This window comes from Ornithinibacillus bavariensis, assembly GCF_018333235.1.
Taxonomy (GTDB): Bacteria; Bacillota; Bacilli; order Bacillales; family Amphibacillaceae; genus Ornithinibacillus; species Ornithinibacillus bavariensis.
The window spans coordinates 1-26528 of the sequence record NZ_BORP01000006.1 but is presented as its reverse complement, the minus strand read 5'-3'; the positions used below and the strand labels follow the sequence as shown (position 1 = coordinate 26528).

Genomic DNA, 26528 nt, shown 5'->3' with positions numbered 1-26528 from the left:
AAAGCTTTGGTTGCTTAAACCAAGGCATTTTTGCGCTTATTATAATAGTTTTAAAGAGCATGCTAATCAGTTTAGTAGACATCTTTAGTTAGAGGAGTAGCAGCATATGAAAAGGTTTGTGTTAGCCTTCGATACATCAAACAATATGTTTTGTTGCTTAGGGAAGGTAACAATGGGGGTATTAGAGTGAAAGATTTGAATGAATATTTACAATCCATGAAAGATATACAATCCATTATTACAGGTGTTGATGGTGGATTAAAGGAGCAAATGGTGGCAGGCCTTTCAGGCTCCGCTAGAAGTATGCTTGTTTCTGCAATAGAGTCAAGCACAAAGCGGCCAATTTTGTTACTCACCTATCAGTTAGTACAGGCACAGCAATTATATGACGATTTAAGCGTTTTTTTAGAGGAAGATCACGTTCATTTATATCCGGTAAATGAGTTAATAGCTTCTGAAATAGCAATATCAAGTCCAGAGCTAAGAAGCCAGCGAATAGAAGCATTAACAAAATGGTCTATGAGCAATTCAGGAATATTAATTGCGCCGGTTGCAGCATTGAAAAGAATCTTACCCCCAAAGCGTTATTGGAGTAAATACCAATTAACCTTCACGGAAGGTGAAGAAATTGACATTAACAGCTATTTAGGCTCTTTAATTGATATGGGTTATGAACATGCTTCTATGGTTACTGCTCCTGGAGAGTTCAGTCGACGAGGTGGTATTATTGATATTTATCCAGTTACAGAGGCATACCCAATCCGAATTGAGTTATTCGATGATGAAGTAGACTCTATTCGTTATTTTGATGCCGATACACAGCGTTCTTTAGAACGGCTACAAGAGGTAAGTGTTGGTCCTGCGACAGAACTATTATTAACCAATGAGGATATTGGTAGAGGAGCAGATCGTTTAGAAGAGGCATTTTCTAAAACATTAAAGAAATTAAAGACAAACGAAGCAAAGGAAACCTTAGTAGAATCCATTGAGGCTGATATAAGTCGATTAAGAAATTTAGAACATTACCCAGAAATGCAAAAATATGTAGGCTTTTTCTATGAAAACCCTGCTAGTTTATTAGATTATTTACCTTCTGGGGGCTTAATCATTTTTGATGAAATGAGTAGGATTCATGAGACTGCTACCAATTTAGACCATGAGGAGGCTGAATGGTACAGTAGTCTATTGGAAGCAAATAAGATGGTTATTGGTAGTGAGTTCTCTTATGACTGGCATTCCGTATGGGGTAAGATTACTACCCCACGAATCTATATGTCGGTATTTTTGCGACATATTCCAAATACGAGCCCACAAAATATCATTAATCTTTCCTCACGAGCGATGCAGGAATTTCATGGTCAAATGCATTTGTTCAAAAATGAACTTAAACGATGGGAAAAGGGCGACTACTCCGTTGTCATTGCTGCTCCAAATGAAAAAAGGGCGGAGAAGATTCACTCGATATTAGCAGACTACGACATTGATGCAGCGGTATCGAATACCTTAAAGCTTCCAGTCGATATTCCTACGATTGTCGTAGCAAACATGAGTAGCGGAATTGAATTACCGATGCATAAGCTTGCGATTATTACCGAAAATGAATTATTTAAGAAGAAATCCAAGCGACCACGAAAAAAACAAAATATCTCCAATGCTGAACGAATACAGAACTACCAGGAATTAAAGGTTGGCGATTATGTCGTTCATGTTAATCATGGTATTGGTAGGTATTTAGGTATTGAAACTTTAGAAGTGAATGATAAGCATAAGGATTATATGCTGATAAAATATTCTGGTGATGATAAGCTTTTCGTTCCGATCGATCAGTTAGACTTAGTTAAAAAATATGTTGGCTCTGAAGGAAAGGAACCAAAGCTATATAAACTAGGTGGCAGTGATTGGAAAAAGGTAAAACGAAAGGTGCAAAGCTCTGTCGAGGATATCGCGGATGATCTAATTAAGCTGTATGCAGAAAGAGAATCGAGGAAGGGCTTTGCTTTTTCTCGGGATGGTGAAATGCAACGGGAGTTTGATGCAGCATTTGCGTATCAAGAAACAGAGGATCAGCTCCGGTGTATTGAGGAAATTAAGCAGGATATGGAAAAGGAAAGGCCAATGGACCGCTTATTATGTGGTGATGTAGGATATGGAAAGACAGAAGTAGCTATTCGTGCGGCATTTAAAGCAGTAGCTGATGGAAAGCAGGTAGCTATATTGGTACCAACCACTATTCTTGCTCAACAGCATTATGAAACAGTACGAGAAAGATTTCAGGATTATCCTGTAAGTATTGGGTTATTAAGTAGATTTAGAACTCCAAAACAGCAGAAGGAAACCATTGATGGCTTAAAGCGTGGTTTAGTGGATATTGTCATTGGAACACACCGAATTTTATCCAAGGATGTAGAATATCATGACCTTGGACTTTTAATCGTCGATGAAGAACAACGATTTGGTGTAAAACATAAAGAAAAAATTAAACAGATGAAAACAAATATCGATGTATTAACATTAACCGCTACTCCTATTCCACGTACGCTTCATATGTCTATGCTAGGTGTTCGTGATCTTTCTGTGATTGAAACACCACCGGAGAATCGTTTCCCAATTCAAACCTATGTTCTGGAATATAATCCAGTATTAGTTCGAGAAGCGATTGAACGAGAAATGGCACGAGGTGGACAGGTGTTTTTCTTATATAATCGTGTGGAAAGTATTGATAAGATGGCAAGGGATATTGGCATGCTTGTGCCAGAGGCTCGTGTAACATTTGCGCATGGGCAAATGAATGAATCAGAGCTCGAGAATGTCATGTTCGGCTTTTTGGAAGGAGAATTTGATGTTCTTGTTAGTACAACTATCATTGAAACGGGTGTAGATATTCCAAATGTAAACACGCTAATTATCTATGATGCAGATCGTATGGGCCTTAGTCAGCTTTATCAGCTTCGTGGTCGTGTTGGTCGTTCTAACCGTGTTGCCTATGCATACTTTACGTATAAAAAAGATAAGGTGCTTTCTGAAGTAGCAGAAAAAAGGCTACAAGCCATTAAGGAATTTACCGAGCTTGGATCAGGGTTCAAAATTGCTATGCGTGATCTCTCTATTCGTGGCGCAGGAAACCTACTTGGTGCACAGCAGCATGGGTTTATCGATTCCGTTGGTTTCGATATGTATAACGAGATGCTTAGGGAAGCGATTGAGGCAAGAAAGCAAGGAAAAGATAGGGAAGAAATTAAGCCATTTGAGCCTGAGCTAACCCTTTCCATGGATGCTTATATTCCAGAAGCATATATTGCCGATGAAAAACAAAAGATTGATATGTATAAGCAATTTCATTCCATTACCTCTAAACAGGATATCCATGATCTGCAGGATGAATTACTGGATCGTTTCGGGGACTTCCCAGTAGAGGTTGAAAATTTGTTTATCGTGTCAGAATTAAGATGGTTATCAAAAAAGGAACGAATCGAATCTATTTTAGAAAAGAATGGGAAAATAGAGTTATTGCTTTCAGAGGATAGAAGCCAGTTAATTGATGGAGCGAAGATTTTTGAATTAGCAAATGAATATGGTAGAGATATCGCTCTTGGAACCGAGCAAAATAAATTAAAGGTAGTTTATCGCTTCTCAAGAGATACAAAGTACAAGCGCTATGATGTGCTGAAGGACTTTATCGGCAAAATGGATAAAATTAACCGGTAAAAACAAGAAATGGTATTTCATGTATAGTTCTTCCAAGATGATTTATACTACTAAAACACAACTCATGTTGGTACAAAAACAGTACATTACGTTGTGTATCGTACTTAGGAATGGATGCATAGTATCCGGGGCTAATCAAAAAATAGAACATAAAGGGCTAAGCTTCTAAATTTGGCACCAACAATCATCATAAGAAAGCGAGGCTTCATACATGAAGGCAACAGGAATTGTACGACGGATCGATGATTTAGGTAGAGTAGTCATCCCGAAAGAGATCAGAAGAACTTTACGAATCCGTGAAGGTGACCCATTGGAGATTTTTATTGATCGAGAAGGGGAGGTTATCTTAAAAAAATACTCACCTATCAATGAATTAGGAAATTTTGCAACAGAATATGCACAGGCGCTATTTGACACCCTGCACCATCCGGTATTTATATGTGATCGTGATGAAATCATCGCAGTAGCAGGTGAATCGAAAAAAGACTATTTAAACAAAAGCATTGGGTCTAACATTGAAAAGGCCATAGAATCTAGACAACAAAAGCTAGAGCCAGGGGCAACAACATTAGAGCTGCTACCAGGTAGAGAGGAAGAAGTAAAATCGTATTGTATTAGTACTATCATTGCAAACGGAGATCCGATTGGTTGTTTAGTGATGCTATCAAAGGATGAGAAGCTCAGTGAAGTAGAGCAAAAGGCATTAGAAACAGCTGCTAGCTTTTTAGCAAAACAAATGGAATAAAAAGTAGTGAGGGCAAAAATTAGTGTTTCTAACTGATTTTTGCCCTTTTTAGTGATAGTAGCTATGCTATAATAAGATGTAATTTTACCGTTATGACTAAAGGGCGTTTTGTATGGAAACGAATAAATTTGTAGCTGGAGCATTGTTGCTTTCTGTTGCGGGGTTAATTAGTAAAATTTTAAGTGCGGGGTATCGGATCCCTTTACAAAATTTAACCGGAGATATTGGCTTTTACATCTATCAACAGGTATATCCTATTATTGGTATTGCGATGGCACTTGCTCTTTATGGGTTTCCGACAGCAATTTCGAAACTTGCTGCTGAAAAAGATCGTATTTCATTTAAATATTTTATGCTACCTATCCTATTCATTCTATTTTTGATTTGTGGAACATTTTCATTTCTTTTATTTGTAAACGCAGATGCAATCGCAACAAAAATCGGTGATAAACAACTTGTATTTGCCTATCAATTAGCTAGCATGGTCTTTTTAATCGTACCGTTTACTGCTTTATTAAGAGGGATTTTTCAAGGGAAGTCATTCATGAAGCCAACTGCTTATTCGCAAATTGGTGAACAGGTTGTTCGGGTATTCGTTATTATTATGGTAGCGGTGATGGTTTCCTATGGTGGATGGGATCTATATCGATTAGGACCTGCAGCAGGAATCGCATCTATTGGAGGTTCCATTTTTGCTTTATGCATTTTGATATACTTCTACATAAAAGATAGACCAAGTTCCTTTGTTACATATACTATCCCATGGAAGGAATATGGGAGAACGATTATTGTATTCGGTTTAATTGCATCGTTAAATCATATGATATTGCTTATTTTACAGTTTGCTGATGCATTTACAATGGTTCCTAGCCTTATCGAGTATGGATTAAGCCCAACTGAAGCTATGGAGGCAAAAGGTGTTTTTGACCGTGGACAGCCACTCATCCAAATTGGGGCAGTTTTAGGCTCCTCCTTTGGTTTAGCATTAGTTCCAGCAATCTCTAGAAAAGGAACTATCGACAGGTATAGGGAAACAAGTGCCCAAATCAGTGGCGCCCTTAAAATTAGCTTTATTTTAGCTGCAGGGGCATCTATTGGACTAATCATGCTATTTCCCAAGGTGAATAGTTTATTGTTTCAGGATAATCAAGGAACCTTAAGTCTATCAATATTAATGGTGGCAGTAGTATTAAGTGCTCTTGTGATTACTGCTAGTTCAGTACTACAAGGACTAGACAACGAGATATGGGTAGCACTCTTTATATTAAGTGCCTTTCTTATCAAGTGGCTATTTAATATTTTTTTGGTACCACATTATGGAATTATCGGGAGTGCAATCGCCACTGTACTAAGCTTATTGTTTTTAATCGTTGCTCTTGTATTCCGATTAAAGCGAATCATGGGTGGGGAAAAATTAATACAAATGAAATGGATTGGTTTTGTCCTTGCTATCTCTGGTATGGTAATCGTTGTATGGTTAGCAGAGTTATTAATAGGTACATATGACTTATCACGTTTCGGTCTGCTTATTTATATTTTGATCGTTTCAACCGTTGGCGCGATAACCTATTTATCGTTGTTGGTTCGTTTTAACGTATTTTTAGATAGTGAATTAAGTTTATTGCCATTTGGTTCAAGGCTGATACGACATCATAGGAGGATGTAATCATGAAGGAGAGAATTGAAGTAGTTGGTTTGGGTGCTGGTGATTTGGAGCAGTTACCCTTAGGCATTTATAAGCGGCTAACAACGAACAACACACCAGTATATGCTCGTACACTAGATCATCCAGTTATTCAATCACTGGAAGCAGAGGGTGTGGTATTTACACCTTTTGATGAAATTTATGAAAGAAATAAATCCTTTGATGCAGTTTACGAAGAAATTGTTCGACAACTATTAGAAAAGGCAAAGGAACAGCCGATTATATATGCAGTACCTGGTCACCCAATGCTTGCTGAGAAAACGGTACAGCTATTATTAGAGCAGGATGACGTAGAGGTACACATCCGTGGTGGACAGAGCTATTTAGATGCGCTGTTTACCGCTTTAAAAATTGATCCAATTGAGGGTCTTCAATTTGTAGATGGAACTGGGTTTAAGCGTAATGATTTAAACTATCATCAGCATATTGTCTTCTGTCAGGTATATGATCGATTTATTGCTTCAGAGGTAAAGCTGCAATTATTAGAAGATTTACCGCCTGATTATCCAGTTACAATCCTTGATGCTGCTGGTAGTCACGAAGAAAAAATGCTAACAATACCATTAGAGGAATTAGATCGTTCACTAGAAGTAAGTAATCTAACAAGTGTCTATGTTCCTCCGGTACCAGATCAGCTACTAAATCATACCTTTAATCGGTTACGGGAAGTAATTGCTACGTTAAGAGGACCAGATGGCTGCCCATGGGACAAGGAACAAACGCATGAATCCTTAAAACAATATGCGATTGAAGAGGTTTATGAATTAATTGATGCAATAAATGCTGAGGACGATGAGGGAATAGTGGAGGAGCTTGGGGATGTACTTCTGCAAGTTATGCTCCATAGTCAAATCGGTGAGGATGAAGGTTACTTTTCTATTGATGATGTGATTAAATCTATTACGGATAAAATGATTTTCCGCCACCCACATGTTTTTTCCAATGTAAAGGTTGACTCATCGCAGGAAGTTACCGTAAATTGGGAGGAACTAAAGCAAAAGGAGAAGGCTGAAAAAAGAAAATCGATATTAGAAGGAATACCGAGGAGTCTACCATCCCTATTAAAGGCTTATAAATTGCAGCATATTGCTGCAAAGGTAGGGTTTGAATGGGAGGATGCTCGTGGTATATGGAAGAAGCTTGAAGAAGAAATCGACGAGGTAAAAAGCGCTATAGCAGCTGACAATGAACAAGAGATAAAGAAGGAACTTGGTGACGTTTTATTTGTATTAGCGAATTTAACACGATATTATCAAGTAAATCCGGAAGAGGCACTTTCTCTTACAAATGAGAAGTTTACCCGCAGGTTCTCCTATATTGAAGAGAAGCTAAAGGAAAAAGGGAAGGATATTATGCATTCCAATCTGGAGGAAATGGATTATTATTGGAATGAAGCAAAGGAAAGAGAGTGAGAAAAATATGCGTTTAGATAAATTTTTAAAGGTTTCCCGTTTAATTAAAAGACGTACCCTGGCAAAAGAAGTTGCTGACCAAGGAAGGATATCCATTAATGGTTCTCAGGCGAAGGCATCCTCAACTGTAGCTGTAGGTGATAAATTGGAAATAAGATTTGGACAAAAGCTAGTGACAGTAGAGGTGACTTCTTTAAAAGAAACGGTTCGAAAAGAAGAGGCAGAGATGCTTTACAAAATCATAAATGAGGAAAAAATCGAGCAGTAACTAGTTCTATACTTGTCCCTCCTTTCATAAATTATTAGTGATAAGGAGGAAGCGGATATGAACTATTATGATAAAGAAAATAGCACGCGAGTGGAGCAAAAGGACCATCATTTAAAACTGAATAATAGAAGACTATTAGAAATTACTGGTGTTAAGGAAGTGGATAGCTTTGATAACGAGGAATTTCTGCTTGAGACCGTTATGGGCTATCTAATTATTCGTGGGCAAAATCTCCAGCTTAAGAACTTAGATGTTGGTGAAGGTGTTGTTTCCATCAAAGGGAAGGTGTATGAGGTATCCTATGTAGATGAACATCATCAGGAGAAAGCTAAAGGATTCTTTAGCAAGCTATTCCGATGACACTCAGTGTCCAATTCATTACGATGATCTCCATGATAACTGGAGGCATTTATTTAGGGATGGCATTAGATACCTTCCGTCGGTTTCAAAGGCATTGGAAACATAATGTTTTTTTTCTTTATTTTATGGAAATCAGCTTTTGGCTCACCCAGACGTTTATACTATATTACACGTTATATAGTGTGAATGCTGGGGAGCTGAGAGTCTATGTTTTTGTTGCTTGTTTATTAGGGTTTGCAACCTACCAAGCACTACTTTCCAATCTGTATAAACGTATATTAGAGCGAATCATATCCATCATTTTACGAATCTATCAATTCTTTACTAAGCTCCTACAATGGACGGTTGTTGCCCCTATTAAGTATATATTCCGGCTTTTATTTGCTAGTGTTATCCTCCTCTTTAACACGATACTTATAGTCATAGGATTCACTTTAAAAGTCCTCTTTTTACCGATAAAATGGATCGCAATGTTGGTATATCGCCTTCTACCAAAAAAAATCAAATTATTTTTGCACCATTTAGCAGGATTTTGTAGTAAAATACAGAATATATGTAAGAGGTGCTTAACGTATATAACATCGAAGTGGAGGTGACGCTATGCAAAAGAAGAAAACAGTTACTAGAATCAATTCAACTTATCATGATCAATATGATGCGTACATATTAAGGCAGAAGCGAAAAAAGCAACGGCTGATTCGTCGCCTCGTCTTATTTACCATCGTTATTGCAATGATCACGTTTGGCATGGCGATTTATCATTTTCAACAACGATCCCTTTACACTGAGAAAAAAGAAGAATATCAGAACCTTCAAGAAGAATTGGCGAGCATGAAAAAGGATGAAGAGAATTATAAAGAAGAAATACAATTGTTAAATGATGATGCATATATTCTGGAAATTGCCCGGACAAAATATTTCTTATCCAGAAAGGGCGAACTTATTTTTAAAACACCGGAGGATGACACGTCTTATTGACACACTTTTAATTGCTTCGCTATAATATATTAGTAAAGAGTTTTTACTTAAAGTATAAAATAGAATAATTCTTTAGGTGAAATTGTATAAAGGCATTCGTGAAAAGCGGATTCCTATTCTTCAAAAAATTTAAGGAGGAGCATTTTTTTTATGTCAATCGAAGTAGGCAGCAAGCTGCAAGGAAAGGTAACCGGTATCACTAATTTTGGCGCTTTTGTTGAGCTTGGTGAAGGTACAACAGGACTTGTTCATATTAGTGAGGTTGCTGACAATTATGTCAAAGACATTAATGAACACCTTTCCGTAGGAGATCAAGTAGAGGTTAAAGTAATTAATGTCGAAAAGGACGGCAAAATTGGTTTATCCATAAAGAAGGCAAAAGAAAAACCAGTACGTCAGAATTCTAGAGAAAGAACAGAGTCTTTCGAATCAAAGATGAATCGTTTCTTAAAGGATTCTGAGGACCGATTAGCCTCTTTGAAAAAGCACACTGAATCTAGACGTGGAGGTCGAGGTGCAAGAAGAGGATAGCAGTAGCTGTTTACCTTATAATGCTCTAAATTATTTATAATAGAAAAGTCTAGTAAAGCAGCTACCCAATATAATGGTAGCTGTTATATTTTAGTCGTAATGTTATAAATCAAAAAACCTGTTATCTAGAATAGATAACAGGTTTTTTTAGATAGCGGCGGAGGGGATCGAACCCACGACCTCACGGGTATGAACCGTACGCTCTCGCCAGCTGAGCTACGCCGCCATATGATAAGTTTGTTAGTGAAGATAGACATGCTATCCGTTCAGCCAACAAGAAACATATTACATTATCAAATCATTTGTGTCAATATTTTTTCATGAAGAGGATATTTTCTGACTATGTCGAATTTATTGGGATAAGGGAGAGTGAAGCTATGAAAAAGCGACATGAGGTATTGTTTACACAACTAGGCACATATCGGGAAGAAACCTTGAGACTTGTTGAAGGTGTGAGCGAGGAGGAAGCGGAAATTATTCCTGAGGGGTTTCATAACAATATACGATGGAACCTAGGGCATATCTACTTGGATCAATATCTTTGGATTGAGTCATTCGTACAAGAGATATCCGATAACACGTTAAAATTAAACGGGTGGTTTGGGTTTGGCACAAGCCCTACTAACTTTACAGAAGAAACGCCAAATTTATCTGAGTTAAAGGAACTATTACAAGGCCAACCAGAGAAGATAAAAGAGAAGTACGGACACCGCTTAGAAGAGGAATTTCCCCCAACGGAAATGGGGATGTCTACCATTGAACAGGTATTGATGAGAACGGTATTCCATGAAGGATTACATATTGGTGCAATCCAATACTTAAAACGCTTTATATAGTTATTTCTTAGGCACCCATCGTCATTTGGGTGCCTTTATATTTAACCTGGAAGACCACCGTGACAAAAGTAAGCAGGTTTATTGAAGAATATGTAGAATTGCCCCCTTCATCCTAGATTTGAGTCGAACGATTTATGAGATTAGCTCTCTTGTTTTGACAAAAAAAAATAACTGTTTGTGTTTTACTGTAATGAAAGAGTATTCCGATACCTTCCAATCGGCTAGCAATTTATAGGAGACGAATATATATAAATAAATTCCTGAGGAGTGGTTTAATGGAATCAGTTTCAAGAGCACAAACAAAAGCAATCGGGGTAGAAGCTACATTTTTTGAAAATCTCCGGGTCAAACTATACCATCTTGGAAAAAAGGTATTACTCGATCATGGTTGGTTATATGTCTTAGTTGGCTTTTTACTCGGACGAGCTATTATATTATCGGTTGTATCTCCATTTGCTGTCGCATTTTTAGCTACGCTGTGGTTTATGCAAAAGGAAAGGGTAGCAAAAACAATGCTTGCAACGATGATTGGTGCTTTTACCATCTCATTATCGCATGGGTTGTTTGTTGGTATTGCAATGTTTCTCTTTCTGATTTTGGCTTCGATATGTAAAGGGATGAAAAATCAACAAGTAAAAATGCCGATTATTGTTTTCCTTTCTACCGCTTGTCCAAGAATATGTCTTTACTCCTTTTATGGAGAGCTTACCTCCTACGAATGGATGCTGCTATTCGTAGAAGGGATACTAGGTACGGTTCTAGTATTAATCTTTATGCAAAGTGCTCCATTATTATCACAAAAACGTTATCGACCTGCATTAAAAAACGAAGAAATTGTTTGCATGATTATCTTAATCGCGTCTATCTTAACGGGAACTGTTGGCTGGGAGGTATATGGTGCACAGATAGAGCAAGTTTTATCCCGTTATTTTGTATTATTGTTTGCCTTTGTCGGTGGTGCTGCAATTGGTTCTACAGTTGGAGTAGTTGCTGGTTTAATCTTATCATTAGCGAATGTTGCTAATCTTTATCAAATGAGTTTACTAGCTTTCTCTGGTCTACTAGGTGGTTTACTAAAGGATGGGAAGAAGGTTGGTGTAGGTGCTGGTTTATTAGTTGGAACATTTTTAGTAGGGATATACGGTGATTCGAATTCCTTATTACCATCATTAATAGAATCGTCATTTTCCATACTACTATTTTTACTTACACCAGCTAGCTGGATTAAGCAATTATCGCGTTACATACCTGGTACAGAAGAGCACACGAATGAGCAAGAACAATATTTACAAAAGGTCCGTAATGTAACAGCCAAACGAGTGGAGCAATTTTCGCAAGTGTTTAAAGCATTATCAAATAGTTTTTCAACTGCAGAGCATTATTCGATAGAGGATGCAGAATCACAGCGCGAGACAGATTACTTTTTAAGCAATGTTACAGAGAAGACCTGTCAAAGCTGCTTTATGAAGGAGCGTTGCTGGCAACAGCAGTTTGATTATACATACAATCTAATGGGAGAGCTTAAGGGAGATATTGAAACAGGTCATGATCCTTCTAGAAAGTTAGTACGAGAGTTTGAAAATCATTGTATTAAATCTCGTAAAGTAATGGATACCATGAAGGAGGAGATTTCTTATTTTGAAGCAAATCGCAAACTTCGACGACAGGTATCCGAAAGTAAGAAGCTTGTGGCTGAACAGCTCCAAGGAGTATCTGATGTAATGGAGGATTTTGCAAAGGAGATATTAAAGGAAAGGGAGCAACATGAAAACCAAGAAATACAAATTATTCATGCCTTAAAGTCTATCGGGATTGAGCTAGAAAAACTAGATATATATAGGTTAGATAAAGGTAATGTTGATATCGAAATGACTGCTTCTTTTTATGACTATCATGGGGAAGGAGGTAAGCTGATAGCCCCCGTGTTATCTGATATCTTAAATGAAACCATTGTCGTGAAGCAGGAGGATATTTCTCCATTTCCGAATGGCTACTCATTTCTAGCATTTGGTTCAGCTAAAGAGTTCACAGTGGAGACTGGGGTTTCTCACGCTGCAAAAGGTGGTGGAGTGATTTCCGGTGATAGCTATACTATGATGGAGCTTGGTGCAGGTAAATATGCGATGGCGATTAGTGACGGAATGGGTAATGGTATTCGAGCCAGTGAAGAAAGTACAGAAACCTTAAGGCTTTTACAACAAATACTTCAGACGGGTATACCAGAGAAGGTGGCAATTAAATCTATTAATTCGATTTTAGCACTACGAACCACGGATGAGATGTTTGCAACGCTAGATTTAGCCGTTATTAATTTGCATAATGCATTTGTTCGATTTTTGAAGATTGGGTCAACACCGAGCTTTGTAAAGCGTGGAGATCAGTTAATTAAGATAGAAGCAAGTAATTTACCAATGGGAATAATTCGCGAATTTGATGTAGATATAGTGAATGAACAATTACAATCAGAGGATATACTGATTATGATGAGTGACGGTATTTTTGATGGCCCTAAGCATGTGGAAAATACAGATATATGGCTGAAACGCAAGATTCGGGAAATGGAGACAGATCATCCGCAAGAAATTGCTGATTTATTACTAGAGGAGGTTATCCGTACCCGCTCTGGTGAGATAGAGGACGATATGACGGTATTAGTTGCAAAGGTTAAGAAGAATATTCCAGAATGGGCAACTTTCCCAATCTATCAAACAAAGGCACTATAACTAATAGATTCCTCATAAACTATGTATACTTCCGTGCGTTTTTGTCGATGATGGTAATGGAATAACATGGAGGTGTTCATATTGAAGAAGGGGACTTTAAAACAAATTCTATTAATCACTGATGGATGTTCCAACAAGGGTGAGGATCCACAAGCAACAGCTGCGTTAGCATATCAGCAAGGTATTACAGTTAATGTCATTGGCATTTTAGAGGATGATCAAACAGAGGAACCAGAAGGACTACAAGAGGTTGAAGAAATCGCCTTAGCTGGTGGCGGTGTAAGTCAATTAGTATATAAACAAGCCCTCTCTCAAACGGTTCAAATGGTTACAAAACAAGGGATGACACAAACACTTCAAGGATTTGTGAATACAGAGCTAAAGCAAATTCTAGGTGAAGAACACACAATGGAAGATTTAGATCCAGAAAAGCGTGGAGAAATTATGGAGGTTGTTGAAGACCTTGGCGAAACCTGTGATTTAGAAGTATTAGTGTTAATTGATACTAGTGCAAGTATGCATGATAAACTACCAACTGTGAAGGAAGCACTATTTGACTTATCGATAAGTTTAAACTCACGTGTCGGTAGAAATCGTTTCTCCATTTATAATTTTCCTGGTAAGCGAAAGGATATTGATAAGGTACTAGACTGGTCACCTAAGCTTGATTCGATTTCATCCGTTTTTCCAAAGCTTACAAGTGGTGGAATAACCCCGACCGGCCCAGCAATTCGAGAAGCAATGTATCAATTCGGAAAAAAGAATTTGCTAAGGAGCTTCCGACATAATGATGAACAAGACATCGAAAACGCATGATTCACTTTTAAGGCCAGGAGTTACGATATTAGGTAAATGGCATCAAAACCGCTATGTTATCATTCGTCAACTAGGAAAAGGTGCAATTGGATCCGTTTATTTATGTGATGCGAATGGAAAGAAGGCAGCATTAAAAATAAGTGATAAAGGTGCATCCATGACCATGGAAGTAAACGTATTAAAATCACTAGCTAAGGTCCAAGGAAAAAGTCTTGGACCTTCTTTATTGGATGTCGATGATTGGGTGACACCTCAAGGTACTACTTTTTCATTTTATGTAATGGAATATATACGTGGGACTTCCCTTCAGGCGTTTATAAAGCAGAATGGGAGGGAATGGATTGGTGTCTTTCTACTTCAGTTGTTGAGTGATTTAGAGGAACTTCATGAAGCTGGCTGGGTATTTGGTGATTTAAAGGAAGAAAACTTATTAGTATCATCTTCCCCTACGAAGGTGAGATGGATTGATGTAGGCGGAACTACACTGATTGGTCGAGCAATTAAGGAATATACGGAGTTTTATGATCGAGGATACTGGGGGCTTGGCACAAGAAAGGCAGAGCCAAGCTATGACCTCTTTGCTTTAACAATGGTATTCCTAAGTATCTTTTATCCAAATAAATTTACAAAAGGAAAAAACCCACAGGTAACCTTATTAAGGAGACTTCAGGATGTTCGTGCACTTGAACCATATCGTGATTGTTTAAAAAAAGCTATTTTGGGAAAGTATTTAACGAGTACAGAGATGAAGCAAGAGATATCAATGGCTATTCACCAGGAGCAACAAAAACATATAAAAGCAAATACCACAAGAACAAACAAGCAACAACATAAACCTTTAGCACTCGAAGTAGTCGGTTTTTTATTAGTTGCTCTAGGCTATTATCTATCCTCCTTGTTAATTCCTTAATAGATAAAACTATCTATGATAAAATGAAGGAATATCAAGGAATGAGAAGGTGTATTAGGTGAAAGAAGAAGTTTTGTCATTTATGGCTAAACATCAATTAATAAAGCCTCATGCTACTATATTAATAGCCGTCTCAGGTGGGCCTGATTCGATGGCGCTTTTACATTTTTTAAAAACAATACAACAAGCATATGATTTACGCTTAGTTGCTCTTTCTGTTGACCATCAATTAAGGGGAGAGGAAAGTAAACAGGACTTGGCGTATGTAGAGGAAAAGTGCCGAGAATGGGAGATAGAATTTGTTGGTACATCGGTAAATGTCAAGGAATATAAGCATAAGGAACATATTGGAACACAACTTGCAGCACGAAAGCTACGGTACCAGTTTTTCGAAGAGCAAATGAGTCGTTTAAAAGCTGATTATCTGGCATTTGGTCACCATGGTGATGATCAGGTAGAAACGATGCTAATGCGGTTAGTGCGTACAGCCGAATCCAGTTCATTTTCTGGTATTCCTGTGAAGCGGAATTTTGCAGGGGGGTATATTATTCGCCCGTTTTTATGTGTAACAAAAATTCAATTAGAGAAATATTGTCAAGAGAACGGCATAATCCCTAGAATCGATCCTTCTAATGAAGGAACTGATTATACACGCAACTTCTTCCGTAAAAATGTAATACCATTATTAAAAAATAAAAATGAAAGTGTTCATCGTACGATCCAGAATTTAAGTGAGACACTACAAGCGGACGAAGATTTTTTGCAGTTTGAAGCTCAAATGCTGGTGGAAGAGGTAGTGCAATTTGAAGAGAATCCTAAAAAGGTTATGCTTTCCATTGAGGACTTTTCAGCACGTGCATCTGCTTTACAAAGACGTGCCTTTCATCTAATATTAAACTATCTATATGATGACTTGCCAAAGGATTTATCCTATGTTCATGAGGATCATTTCTTTTCACTAATAAGAAATGATAAAAGTAACGCTCAGATTGATTTTCCCCGTCATTTAAAGGTAGAAAAAACATATAATAAACTTATCTTTTCCTTCAGGCAAGATGAGATTGCGTCCGAATTTGAGTCGGTTATTACTATCCCTGGGGAAACGCAGTTACCAAACGGAGCAAAAATAATAGCTTCTTTTAAAAGCGAAATCCCTTTTCAGGATGAAAATACATATGTTTGCTTAAAAGACAAGGTGGAGTTACCGCTTCAAGTCCGAACTCGTCGTGACGGAGATAGAATGAGCTGGAAGGGGCTAAATGGTAGTAAGAAGATTAAAGATATTTTTATTGACGAAAAGATACCTTTGTATGAGCGGAATAGGTGGCCCATTATAACGGATAATAAAGGCGAAATAGTTTGGCTTGTCGGATTGAAGAAAAAAGATGCAACGGCCATTCCTAATAAAGACCGTTCCTTATATATACATTTAAAATATGAACAAGGCAAATTCTAGGAGGATTATTGTGCATAACGACATTAAAGAGATTTTAATTACAGAAGAGGAAATAGCTGCAAAATGTAAAGAAATCGGTCAACAATTGACAAAGGAATATGAAGGTCGTTTTCCGCTGGCAATTGGTGTATTAAAAGGTGCACTACCATTTATGTCTGATGTGTTACGTGAGATAGAGACCTATTTGGAAATGGATTTTATGGACGTATCTAGCTATGGTGGTACGAATATGAAGTCTTCTGGTGAAGTGAAGATTTTAAAGGATCTAAACACAAAAGTTGAAGGCCGGGATTTACTAATTATTGAAGACATCATCGACAGTGGCTTAACATTAAGCTATTTAGTGGACTTATTTAAGTATCGTAAAGCAAATTCCGTCAAGATAGTAACACTGCTTGATAAGCCAACTGGCAGAACAGCTAATATAAAGGCAGATATTGTTGGTTTTGAGGTGCCAGATGAGTTTGTAGTCGGATATGGATTAGATTATGATGAGAAGTATCGTAACTTGCCATATATCGGTGTCCTAAAACCGGAAGTTTATGGTGGAGAAGAATAAACGATAGAAGTCGTTTAAATTGCTAAAAATGTAACATAACAGATAGAGCAATTAGTTGTAAAATTTAAATTTTATATGATACTATTGTTAATAGTTTTTCCCGTCTGGGAGGAGGTAGGCAATGAATCGAGTATTTCGAAGTGCTTTTTTCTACTTAATGATATTTCTCGTTATTATATTTGTAATTAGTCTCATAAGTGGTCAGCATGAACAAGCAGAGGAAATTGACGTTAATCAGTTTATGCAATCACTTGAAAAAGGCGAAATTAAAGAAATGACCATGCAGCCGGTAAATGGCATCATGCGTATTACAGGTAAGCTTGAAAAGGATAAACAATTTATCGCACAAGTACCTGATAATGATGACATTATTGCTGATATAACGCTTAAGGCTAGAGAGCAAAAGGTCCTAAATAATACGAAGCAAATGGATCAACCGAGCATTTGGGTAACCTTACTTACGACAATGATTCCATTTTTAATTATTGGGCTATTATTCTTCTTTTTACTTAGTCAAGCACAAGGTGGCGGTGGCGGCCGTGTAATGAACTTCGGTAAAAGTAAGGCTAAAATGTATAGTGAAGAAAAGAAGAAGGTCCGTTTTACGGATGTAGCAGGTGCTGATGAAGAGAAGCAAGAGCTAGTGGAAGTGGTTGAGTTCTTAAAGGACCCAAGAAAATTCTCTGCTATTGGTGCAAGAATACCGAAAGGAGTCTTGCTAGTCGGACCTCCAGGAACCGGTAAAACCTTATTAGCACGAGCAGTTGCTGGAGAGGCAGGAGTTCCATTCTTCTCTATTAGTGGTTCTGACTTTGTGGAAATGTTTGTTGGTGTCGGTGCTTCACGTGTTCGTGACTTATTCGAGAACGCCAAGAAGAATGCGCCATGTATCATCTTTATTGATGAGATTGATGCAGTAGGTCGTCAGCGTGGTGCTGGTTTAGGTGGTGGCCATGATGAGCGTGAGCAAACACTAAACCAATTATTAGTTGAAATGGATGGATTCGGAGCAAATGAAGGGATTATCATTATCGCTGCGACAAACAGACCAGATATTTTAGATCCTGCGTTACTTCGTCCAGGCCGTTTTGATAGACAAATTACGGTTGACCGTCCTGATGTAAAGGGACGTCAGGAAGTATTAAAGGTACACGCAAAAAATAAACCGTTGAATGCTTCTATCGATTTAAAAACGATTGCTATGCGTACACCAGGTTTCTCTGGTGCCGATTTAGAAAACCTTCTAAACGAAGCTGCACTAGTTGCTGCCCGTCAAGATAAGAAGGAAATAGATATGACAGATGTGGATGAAGCAATTGATCGTGTAATTGCTGGTCCAGCTAAGAAGAATCGAGTGATTTCTGAGAAGGAACGTAATATTGTGGCATATCACGAGAGCGGTCATACCATTATTGGAATGGTCCTTGATGATGCTGATATTGTTCATAAGGTTACTATTGTCCCTCGTGGTCAAGCAGGCGGGTATGCGGTTATGCTTCCGAAAGAAGACCGTTACTTTATGACGAAGCCAGAGTTGTTTGATAAAATCACTGGTTTACTAGGTGGTCGTGTTGCAGAGGAAATTACCTTTGGTGAAGTAAGTACTGGAGCATCAAACGACTTCCAACGCGCTACAAACATTGCTCGTAAAATGATTACTGAATATGGTATGAGTGATAAACTAGGTCCATTACAATACAGTAGCGGTGGCGGAGAAGTCTTCTTAGGAAGAGACATTAATAATGAGCAAAACTATAGTGATGCAATCGCTCATGAAATCGATCAAGAAATGAAGAACTTTATTGATTATTGCTACAATCGAGCGAAGACAATTCTAACAGAAAACCGTGACAAGTTAGAGTTAATTGCACAGACCTTACTAAAGGTAGAAACACTAGATGCAAGACAAATTAGATCATTATTTGACCATGGTGTTCTTCCAGATCCAGAGGATGAATTAGACGAGGAAAATGAAGTTAAAGTAAATATTCATTCCAAAAGGGATGAAGATACAGTTGATTCTTACGGGGAAGCGAAGCAAAAGGCAGACGAAAAGCTTCGCATTGAAGTGGAAGAATCAAAGCGAGAAGACGATACAAAAAACGAATAACTTAAAAAGCAGCCGAACTAGGCTGCTTTTCTAATTTAATGAATAAACCAGTTTTGCAATTTCCATTACGGTTTTTATTTTGGTATAGTATTAAAGACTAAAAAAGATTACTATTTCTAATCAAAAGCGGTTGATAAACTGGATATTACGTGACAAAGGAGATATATGACATGTCAGATTATTTAATAAAGGCTACGACGTTTAATGGGATGGTTCGTGCATATGCAATTCGTTCAACAAATACTGTTGAAGAGGCAAGAAGACGCCAGGATACATGGGCAACTGCCTCAGCTGCTATGGGACGCACGATAACGATAGCTGCGATGATGGGTGCGATGTTAAAGGGTGATGATTCAATAACTGTGAAGGTGGAAGGCGGCGGACCCATTGGGGCAATCGTAGCTGATGCCAATGCAAGAAGAGAAGTAAGAGGGTATGTTACAAATCCCCATGTTGATTTTGATCTAAATGCAAAAGGAAAGCTAGATGTAAGTAGAGCCGTGGGAACTACTGGTAGCTTAAGTGTAGTGAAGGATTTAGGCTTAAGGGATTTCTTCACGGGACAGGTTCCTATTGTATCAGGTGAAATAAGTGAAGACTTCACCTACTACTTTGCCACTTCTGAACAGGTTCCTTCAGCGGTAGGTGCTGGGGTTTTGGTAAATCCAGACCAAACAATTCTAGCAAGTGGCGGGTTTATTGTTCAGGTAATGCCTGGAGCGGAGGATGCTGTAATTGATAAACTTGAAAAAAGAATACAATCCTTCCCACCAATCTCATCCCTTGTTCAGGAAGGAAAAACACCAGAAGAGATATTAGAGCAGCTTTTTGCAGGGGAGTCCCTGAAGATTCATGAGAAAATGCCTGTCATGTTTAAATGTAAATGTTCAAAAGAGCGTCTAGAAAACGCCATTCTAGGCTTAGGTAAAGAAGAAATTGAGAAAATGATTGAAGAGGATCATGGTGCTGAAGCATCTTGTCATTTTTGTAATGAAACATATACATTCACGGAAGATGAACTACGTGCTTTATTATAAGCGTAAAAAGGAAAGCGAAGCTGTGGAGGAGTAAACTATGTCAAAAAAACTATTGCTGAGTATAATTGTTGTACTCCTTATAACAAATGTTGCAACAATGATATTTTGGAAAACTGATAACGCAGATGAGTCTATTGATGAAGAGTCAAACATAGATATAAAAAAGCCAGTAGCAACAATTGCTGGAAAGGAAATTTCATTTAAAGAATGGATGAAAGCTGTAAGAAGTAATTATGGAAAGAAACAATTGAAAAATATGATTGATCACGAGGTAGTTGAAAAGCTAGCAAAGGAACAGAAAATAACGGTTGATGAAAAAGTGATTGAAAGGGATATTGCTTTATTAACAAGTATGCATGGTCTTACCACGGAAACGGAGCAGAAGGAGCTAGAAGAAAAGTGGCGAGAGGATATCATATATCGTTATCAGCTTGAAGCACTTTTAGCTGAAGGGGTTTCAGTACCTGAAGCTGATATTAGAAGCTACTATGACAAATATAATGGGCAGTATCAGTTTGAAGAGTCTCTTCAATTATCTCATATCTTAGTTTCTGATATGGATACAGCGAATAAAGTATATAAGGAACTTGAAGGTGGCTCAAGGTTTGATTTGCTTGCTAAGGAATATTCTATTGATGAAGATACGAAAGAGCAAGGTGGTTATTTAGGGTTTAATTCTGTGAATACAGAGTTTCTCCCAGCCAATTATATCGATGTTGCAAAGGATTTAAAAGATTATTCGTATAGTAAGCCATTTCAGGTAGATAATGGGGTAGCAATCCTATACCTTCATACTAGCCTCCCAAAGATAAGTTTTAGTTATGATGAATTAAAACCGTATATTGAGCATGAGCTTGCCTTACAGTCAAAAAATCAAAATTTAATAGCAGACCCTTTATGGGATAAATTAGATATCAAATGGGTATATGAGGAATAAAATAGATATATGTGATTTAATCGTCTAAAAGTGGATAAATTAGTTGACAGTAGCCCCTATTAGAATTACATTATAAATAAATCCTATCAGTTTAGTAGGAATTAAATGAGGAGGTAGTCTAATTGAGAGTTACAGAAAGTATAGTAGGACTAATTGGCCAAACACCGATTGTAAAACTAAACAATATAACAGATGAAAATAGCGCAGATATTTATGTAAAGTTAGAGTTTTTTAACCCAGGAAGTTCCGTAAAGGACCGTATTGCACTTGCTATGATTGAAGCAGCTGAAGAGGAAGGAATACTTAAAGAGGGCGGTACAATTGTAGAACCAACGAGTGGAAATACAGGGATTGGTTTAGCGATGGTTGCTGCTGCAAAAGGTTATAAGACTGTGATTGTCATGCCAGAGACCATGAGTAAAGAACGTCGTAATATTTTACGTGCATATGGTGCTGAATTAATTTTGACACCAGGTCCAGATGGAATGAAAGGTGCAATCAAAAAGGCAGAGGAGTTAGTAAAAGAAAAAGGCTACTTCATGCCACAGCAATTTGAAAATATAGCCAATCCAGAGGTACATGCCCGTACAACTGGTAAAGAAATAGTGGAACAAATGAAGGATGGACTAGATGCTTTTGTTTCTGGTGTTGGAACAGGTGGAACTGTAACGGGGGCAGGAAAAGTACTAAAAGATAGCTTTAAGGATATTAAAATCTATGCGGTTGAACCTACAGATTCCCCAGTATTATCTGGAGGAAATCCAGGACCACATAAAATTCAAGGACTTGGAGCAGGATTTGTTCCAACGGTATTGAATACACAGATTTATGATGACGTTATTCAAATTTCCAATGAGGTAGCATTTGAAACCTCCAGAGAAGTTGCTAAAACAAATGGAATTTTAGGTGGGATTTCTGCTGGTGCTGCAGTTGCTGCGGCGAAAAAGGTTGCCAAGGAATTAGGGAAAGGAAAGAAAGTACTTGCCGTTTTCCCTGATAATGGTGAACGATATCTTTCTACCCCACTTTATCAATTTGATGAGGAATAAACTTTAGGATTAAAGGGTTAGCATCTAAAAATGGATGCTAGCCCTTTTTTCTTATGGTAGGATGGTACTAGATATTTTTATTTAGAAAGGACAAGGCACATAATGACGTTACTTAAAACTGCGACCAAAACCTATGATTTATCAAGTCGAACACATGTTATGGGAATATTAAATGTTACTCCTGATTCTTTTTCTGATGGAGGAAATTATACAACAGTGGAAAAGGCAGTTGAGCAGGCAGTAGAAATGGAACGGTATGGTGCAGATATTATTGATATTGGCGGAGAATCTACACGACCGGATCATGATCCAATATCTGTAGAAGAAGAGCTTCGGCGAGTACTTCCAATGATTAAGGCAGTAAAAGAAGCGGTGAAGATCCCTATCTCTATTGATACGTATAAGGCAGAAACAGCAAGGCAAGCAGTAGAAGCGGGTGCAGATATTATTAATGATGTATGGGGTGCAAAAAGGGAGCCAGAAATAGCAAAAGTTGCTGCAGAATATAATGTTCCAATTATCCTCATGCATAATCGCACGAATGAAGATTACATCTCTATTATGGAAGATATGAAGCGCGACTTAGAAGAGAGTATTCGTATTGCAATAAAAGCAGGAGTTCCAAAAGAAAATATTATTCTTGATCCTGGTATTGGTTTTGCGAAAAATGCTCATCACAATTTAGTAGTTATGAATAATCTGGAAAAGCTAACCAAAATGGGATATCCTCTATTATTGGCGACTTCTAGGAAGCGGTTTATAGGAAGTGTTTTGGATTTGCCACCTGTGGAACGAGATAATGGTACAGGGGCAACCACATGTCTTGGGATTATGAAGGGAGCACAGATGGTCCGTGTTCATAATGTAAAATTACATGTAGAACTGGCTAAAATGATGGATGCCATGTTACGGGTGGAGGAATAATGATGGATAAAATTATATTAAAAAATATGCAGTTTTATGGTTATCATGGACTTTTACCAGAAGAAAATAAATTAGGTCAACGTTTTCATGTCGATGTTGAATTATTTTTATCGACAGAGCAAGCAGGAAAAACAGATGATATGAACAAATCGATTGATTACGGCGAGGTTTTTTTACATGTAAAAAAAATAGTAGAGGGTAAGGCAAAAAATTTGCTTGAAGCGGTTGCGGAAACAATTGCTTCCGATCTATTACATTCCTTTTCTTTGTTAGAGGCGTGTACGGTGAAGCTTATAAAGCCTGACCCTCCCATTCCAGGTCATTACGAATCGGTAGCAGTTGAGATTTATCGGGAGAAAAGCCATGAATAAAGCTTACCTTGCATTAGGAACCAATATTGAACCAAGACTAACCTATTTAGATGACGCTATCCGTTTGCTTGAGGGGCAAGATACGATAGAAATTATCAAAAAATCTTCCATTTATGAAACGGCACCTGTTGGCTATACGGATCAGGATGATTTTTTAAATATGGTTTTGGAAATATATACGGACCTGTCAGCTGATGACTTATTGACAGTGTGCCAACATATTGAACAAGAATTAGGTAGAAAACGAGTGATTCGCTTTGGACCGCGAACAATTGATGTTGATATTTTGCTTTACAATAAAGAGAGCAGGCATTCAGAACGGCTAATTATTCCGCATCCTAGAATGCATGAACGGGGATTTGTCTTAATTCCTCTTCATGAAATAGCTTCAAATTTACAAATTCCATCCTTACATAAAACGGTTGCAGAGCTTTTATCCAATCTCCCAGCTAAAGACAAAAGTGAAATTAGGGTATGGAACGGTAGAATAGGACGGCGTATGAAGGCCTTTCGAAAACTAAAGGGATACACGCAAATTGAATTTGCTGATGCATTAGGGATAAGTGTTAACCGTGTCGGTGCATGGGAACGAGGTACAAGTCAAGTTCCAGAGGAGCTACTAGACGATATTGCGGCAACGTTACATATCGATAAAAACGAGCTCTACGGATAAAGGAAGGATTCATCCTATAGAAGGTTAAAGCAACAATCTGCTGGTTAATGACTGGCAGATTGTTTTGCTATAAACCTTCTATCATAATAAGTTAATGATGGCATTCTCTATATTAAGGTAAAGGGGATGCATGTAATTTTCAAAACGTAAAAAGCGAAACCGTGACGCTTTAACCTGGAAAAATGCAGGGTTTATTTACTTTTTCAATTAGCTGTTGTTTGATTAGTTGAAGAGGAAGCCTTACAAGGTGTAAAATGGGGTTTATATTGACATAATGATGATAATGTTGTTAACTTATCTGAACTTATACTTATATAAAATAATACAATGGAGTGATCGTTCATGTCGGAAGAATTAAATGAACATATGCGGGTTCGGCGAGAAAAATTAGATACATATCGTACAAAGGGGCTTGACCCATTTGGAGGTAAATTTGTAAGAACAAATCTAGCACAAGAGTTACATGATCAATATGGCGAGTTTTCAAAAGAAGAGTTAGAGGAAACAGAGCATCATGTAACGATTGCTGGAAGAATGATGACAAAGCGTGGAAAAGGAAAAGCGGGCTTTGCACATATGCAAGATTTAAGTGGACAAATTCAGTTGTATGTACGTAAGGATGCAATTGGAGAAGATGCATATGAAATTTTTAATTCAACAGATCTTGGTGATATTGTAGGTGTTTCTGGTGTCATGTTTAAAACAAATGTTGGTGAGCTTTCTGTTAAGGTAACAGATTTTCACCTGCTTACTAAATCACTCAGACCATTACCAGAAAAATATCATGGTTTAAAGGATGTTGAGCAGCGCTACCGCCAACGATATTTGGATTTAATCACCAACATGGATAGCAGGGAAACCTTTGTTACCCGCAGTAAAATAATACGTGCAATCCGGAATTATTTAGATTCACAGGGCTATTTAGAAGTAGAAACGCCAATGATGCATAGTATTCCTGGTGGTGCAGCAGCAAGACCATTTATTACACATCATAATGCACTAGATATTCCTTTATATATGCGTATTGCTATCGAGCTTCATTTAAAACGTTTGATTGTTGGTGGACTAGAGAAGGTATATGAGATTGGCAGAGTTTTCCGTAACGAAGGTGTATCTACTAGGCATAATCCGGAGTTTACGATGCTCGAGCTATATGAGGCATATGCAGACTACCATGATATTATGGAGCTTACGGAGAATATGATTGCACATATTGCCGAGGAAGTACTTGGTACAACTACGGTTACTTACGGAGAATATGAAGTAGACTTAAAGCCAAAATGGCAAAGACTTCATATGGTAGATGCTGTAAAGCAATATACTGGGGTGGATTTTTGGAAACATATGAGTGATGAGGAAGCTCGACAACTAGCTAAAGAAAATGGCATTGAAATTAAAGAGACCATGACATTTGGCCATGTTGTAAATGAATTTTTTGAGCAAAGAGTTGAAGAGAAATTGATTCAACCTACCTTTGTTTATGGACATCCAGTTGAAATTTCACCACTGGCAAAGAAAAATAAAGAAGATGAGCGTTTTACAGATCGATTTGAGTTATTTATTGTTGCTAGGGAGCATGCCAATGCCTTTAGTGAATTGAATGACCCAATCGATCAACGAGAAAGATTCGAATCACAGTTGAAGGAAAGAGAAGAAGGTAATGATGAAGCTCATATGATGGATGAGGATTTCGTAGAAGCTCTTGAATACGGAATGGCTCCAACTGGTGGCTTAGGTATTGGAATTGACCGCCTAGTGATGCTTTTAACTAACTCTCCGTCTATACGTGATGTCTTGTTGTTTCCACAAATGAGAAATAAGTAATGTTTAGGGTGTTCCCATAAGGGAGCGCCCTTTTTTAATAGATTGTATGTATGGAAGCTTTATTCGGCGATAACCATACATTTGTGAATGCAATTTGGTATTAAAGCTAGGGGACTAAAGTATTAATATATAGAAGCTATTTGATAACTATTAGTTCTATAAATAATACGCACACTCAATTTCCATAATGTGGTAACATTAAAAGCTTGATTAATGGTTAAAACCATGGTAAATTATATTTCGTTGCTAAAAACGAAAGAAGACAGCAAACGAAAAAAAGACTTGACTCTAATAGCTCAGCATGATATATTAGTAAAGTCGCTGATTTAACAACAGCAAGTTAACTTAAAAACTTTTATAAAAAAGTGTTGACAATGAACTGTTGATACGATATAATATAAGAGTTGACGCTAAATTAAAAGTTAACAAGATTTGCTCCTTGAAAACTGAACAAAACAACCAGTATGTAAGGAAAAACATACCCTGTTTTTTCTATTAATAATCTAAAAGCTAGCGTGCTTTTAGTAGCTAAGAATGTAATTGACTCGATCAATTATGATAAACAAACTTTTTTTGGAGAGTTTGATCTTGGCTCAGGA

General features: G+C 37.6%; 23 protein-coding genes and 1 tRNA gene. 23 read left to right on the top strand and 1 reads right to left on the bottom strand.

What is annotated here, in order from left to right:
• Positions 1-186 precede the first annotated feature (186 nt).
• The 9 genes from mfd (at position 187) to KI338_RS13850 (ending at position 9704) form a co-directional block, all read left to right on the top strand.
• Positions 187-3705: a transcription-repair coupling factor gene (gene mfd, locus KI338_RS13890; RefSeq protein ID WP_212921622.1), complete on the top strand. Its 3519-nt coding sequence runs from the start codon at positions 187-189 to the stop codon at positions 3703-3705.
• 211 nt (positions 3706-3916) lie between these two features.
• Entirely contained in the window at positions 3917-4450 is a 534-nt protein-coding gene (gene spoVT / locus KI338_RS13885) for a stage V sporulation protein T (RefSeq protein WP_212921621.1), read from the top strand.
• Between the two features lie 112 nt (positions 4451-4562).
• Positions 4563-6116: a putative polysaccharide biosynthesis protein gene (locus KI338_RS13880; protein ID WP_212921620.1), complete on the top strand. Its 1554-nt coding sequence runs from the start codon at positions 4563-4565 to the stop codon at positions 6114-6116.
• Positions 6117-6118: 2 nt separating this feature from the next.
• A complete protein-coding gene (yabN, locus tag KI338_RS13875; protein WP_212921619.1) occupies positions 6119-7567 on the top strand; it encodes a bifunctional methyltransferase/pyrophosphohydrolase YabN in 1449 nt (482 codons plus the stop codon).
• 7 nt (positions 7568-7574) lie between these two features.
• The gene (locus KI338_RS13870; RefSeq protein ID WP_212921837.1) at positions 7575-7835 is read left to right on the top strand and encodes an RNA-binding S4 domain-containing protein; all 261 of its coding nucleotides are present in this window, start codon (positions 7575-7577) and stop codon (positions 7833-7835) included.
• A 57-nt stretch (positions 7836-7892) separates the two neighbouring features.
• Complete coding sequence (yabP, locus tag KI338_RS13865) at positions 7893-8195, top strand: sporulation protein YabP (protein ID WP_212921618.1); 303 nt, start codon at positions 7893-7895, stop codon at positions 8193-8195.
• Positions 8192-8791, top strand: a complete 600-nt coding sequence (gene yabQ / locus KI338_RS13860) for a spore cortex biosynthesis protein YabQ (RefSeq protein WP_212921617.1) — start codon at positions 8192-8194, stop codon at positions 8789-8791. The genes yabP and yabQ overlap by 4 nt, the downstream gene beginning before the upstream one ends.
• Positions 8792-8795: 4 nt before the next feature.
• Complete coding sequence (locus tag KI338_RS13855; protein WP_212921616.1) at positions 8796-9173, top strand: FtsB family cell division protein; 378 nt, start codon at positions 8796-8798, stop codon at positions 9171-9173.
• Between the two features lie 150 nt (positions 9174-9323).
• Positions 9324-9704 (top strand): S1 domain-containing RNA-binding protein, encoded by a 381-nt coding sequence (locus KI338_RS13850; protein ID WP_212921615.1) that lies wholly within the window; start codon positions 9324-9326, stop codon positions 9702-9704.
• Between the two features lie 152 nt (positions 9705-9856).
• Here the strand turns inward: KI338_RS13850 and KI338_RS13845 are convergent.
• Positions 9857-9930, bottom strand: a tRNA-Met gene (locus KI338_RS13845).
• A 151-nt stretch (positions 9931-10081) separates the two neighbouring features.
• Between KI338_RS13845 and KI338_RS13840 the strand changes: the two genes are divergently transcribed.
• The 14 genes from KI338_RS13840 to lysS all read left to right on the top strand — a co-directional run bounded on the left by KI338_RS13840 (position 10082) and on the right by lysS (position 25929).
• Positions 10082-10540 (top strand): DinB family protein, encoded by a 459-nt coding sequence (locus KI338_RS13840; protein ID WP_212921614.1) that lies wholly within the window; start codon positions 10082-10084, stop codon positions 10538-10540.
• A 275-nt stretch (positions 10541-10815) separates the two neighbouring features.
• Positions 10816-13263: a stage II sporulation protein E gene (gene spoIIE / locus KI338_RS13835; RefSeq protein ID WP_212921613.1), complete on the top strand. Its 2448-nt coding sequence runs from the start codon at positions 10816-10818 to the stop codon at positions 13261-13263.
• An 81-nt stretch (positions 13264-13344) separates the two neighbouring features.
• Positions 13345-14079 carry a VWA domain-containing protein gene (locus tag KI338_RS13830; protein ID WP_212921612.1) on the top strand — a complete coding sequence of 245 codons (735 nt, stop codon included), beginning with the start codon at positions 13345-13347 and terminating at the stop codon, positions 14077-14079.
• Complete coding sequence (gene prkT, locus KI338_RS13825; RefSeq protein WP_212921836.1) at positions 14054-14989, top strand: serine/threonine protein kinase PrkT; 936 nt, start codon at positions 14054-14056, stop codon at positions 14987-14989. Before KI338_RS13830 ends, prkT begins: the two co-directional genes overlap by 26 nt.
• A 58-nt stretch (positions 14990-15047) precedes the next feature.
• On the top strand, positions 15048-16445 hold the full coding sequence (gene tilS / locus KI338_RS13820) for a tRNA lysidine(34) synthetase TilS (protein WP_212921611.1): 1398 nt from the start codon (positions 15048-15050) through the stop codon (positions 16443-16445).
• A gap of 10 nt (positions 16446-16455) precedes the next feature.
• A complete protein-coding gene (hpt, locus tag KI338_RS13815) occupies positions 16456-17004 on the top strand; it encodes a hypoxanthine phosphoribosyltransferase (protein ID WP_212921610.1) in 549 nt (182 codons plus the stop codon).
• 121 nt (positions 17005-17125) lie between these two features.
• Positions 17126-19114: an ATP-dependent zinc metalloprotease FtsH gene (gene ftsH, locus KI338_RS13810; protein ID WP_212921609.1), complete on the top strand. Its 1989-nt coding sequence runs from the start codon at positions 17126-17128 to the stop codon at positions 19112-19114.
• Positions 19115-19284: 170 nt separating this feature from the next.
• Positions 19285-20151 (top strand): Hsp33 family molecular chaperone HslO, encoded by an 867-nt coding sequence (hslO, locus tag KI338_RS13805; protein ID WP_212921608.1) that lies wholly within the window; start codon positions 19285-19287, stop codon positions 20149-20151.
• 37 nt (positions 20152-20188) lie between these two features.
• Positions 20189-21088 (top strand): peptidylprolyl isomerase, encoded by a 900-nt coding sequence (locus KI338_RS13800; RefSeq protein WP_212921607.1) that lies wholly within the window; start codon positions 20189-20191, stop codon positions 21086-21088.
• Positions 21089-21210: 122 nt separating this feature from the next.
• The gene (gene cysK / locus KI338_RS13795; RefSeq protein WP_212921606.1) at positions 21211-22137 is read left to right on the top strand and encodes a cysteine synthase A; all 927 of its coding nucleotides are present in this window, start codon (positions 21211-21213) and stop codon (positions 22135-22137) included.
• A 102-nt stretch (positions 22138-22239) separates the two neighbouring features.
• Positions 22240-23061, top strand: a complete 822-nt coding sequence (gene folP / locus KI338_RS13790; protein ID WP_212921605.1) for a dihydropteroate synthase — start codon at positions 22240-22242, stop codon at positions 23059-23061.
• Between the two features lie 2 nt (positions 23062-23063).
• Positions 23064-23432, top strand: a complete 369-nt coding sequence (folB, locus tag KI338_RS13785; RefSeq protein ID WP_212921835.1) for a dihydroneopterin aldolase — start codon at positions 23064-23066, stop codon at positions 23430-23432.
• A complete protein-coding gene (gene folK / locus KI338_RS13780) occupies positions 23425-24105 on the top strand; it encodes a 2-amino-4-hydroxy-6-hydroxymethyldihydropteridine diphosphokinase (RefSeq protein ID WP_212921604.1) in 681 nt (226 codons plus the stop codon). Before folB ends, folK begins: the two co-directional genes overlap by 8 nt.
• A gap of 342 nt (positions 24106-24447) precedes the next feature.
• On the top strand, positions 24448-25929 hold the full coding sequence (gene lysS / locus KI338_RS13775) for a lysine--tRNA ligase (RefSeq protein WP_212921603.1): 1482 nt from the start codon (positions 24448-24450) through the stop codon (positions 25927-25929).
• The last annotated feature ends 599 nt before the right edge of the window (positions 25930-26528 follow it).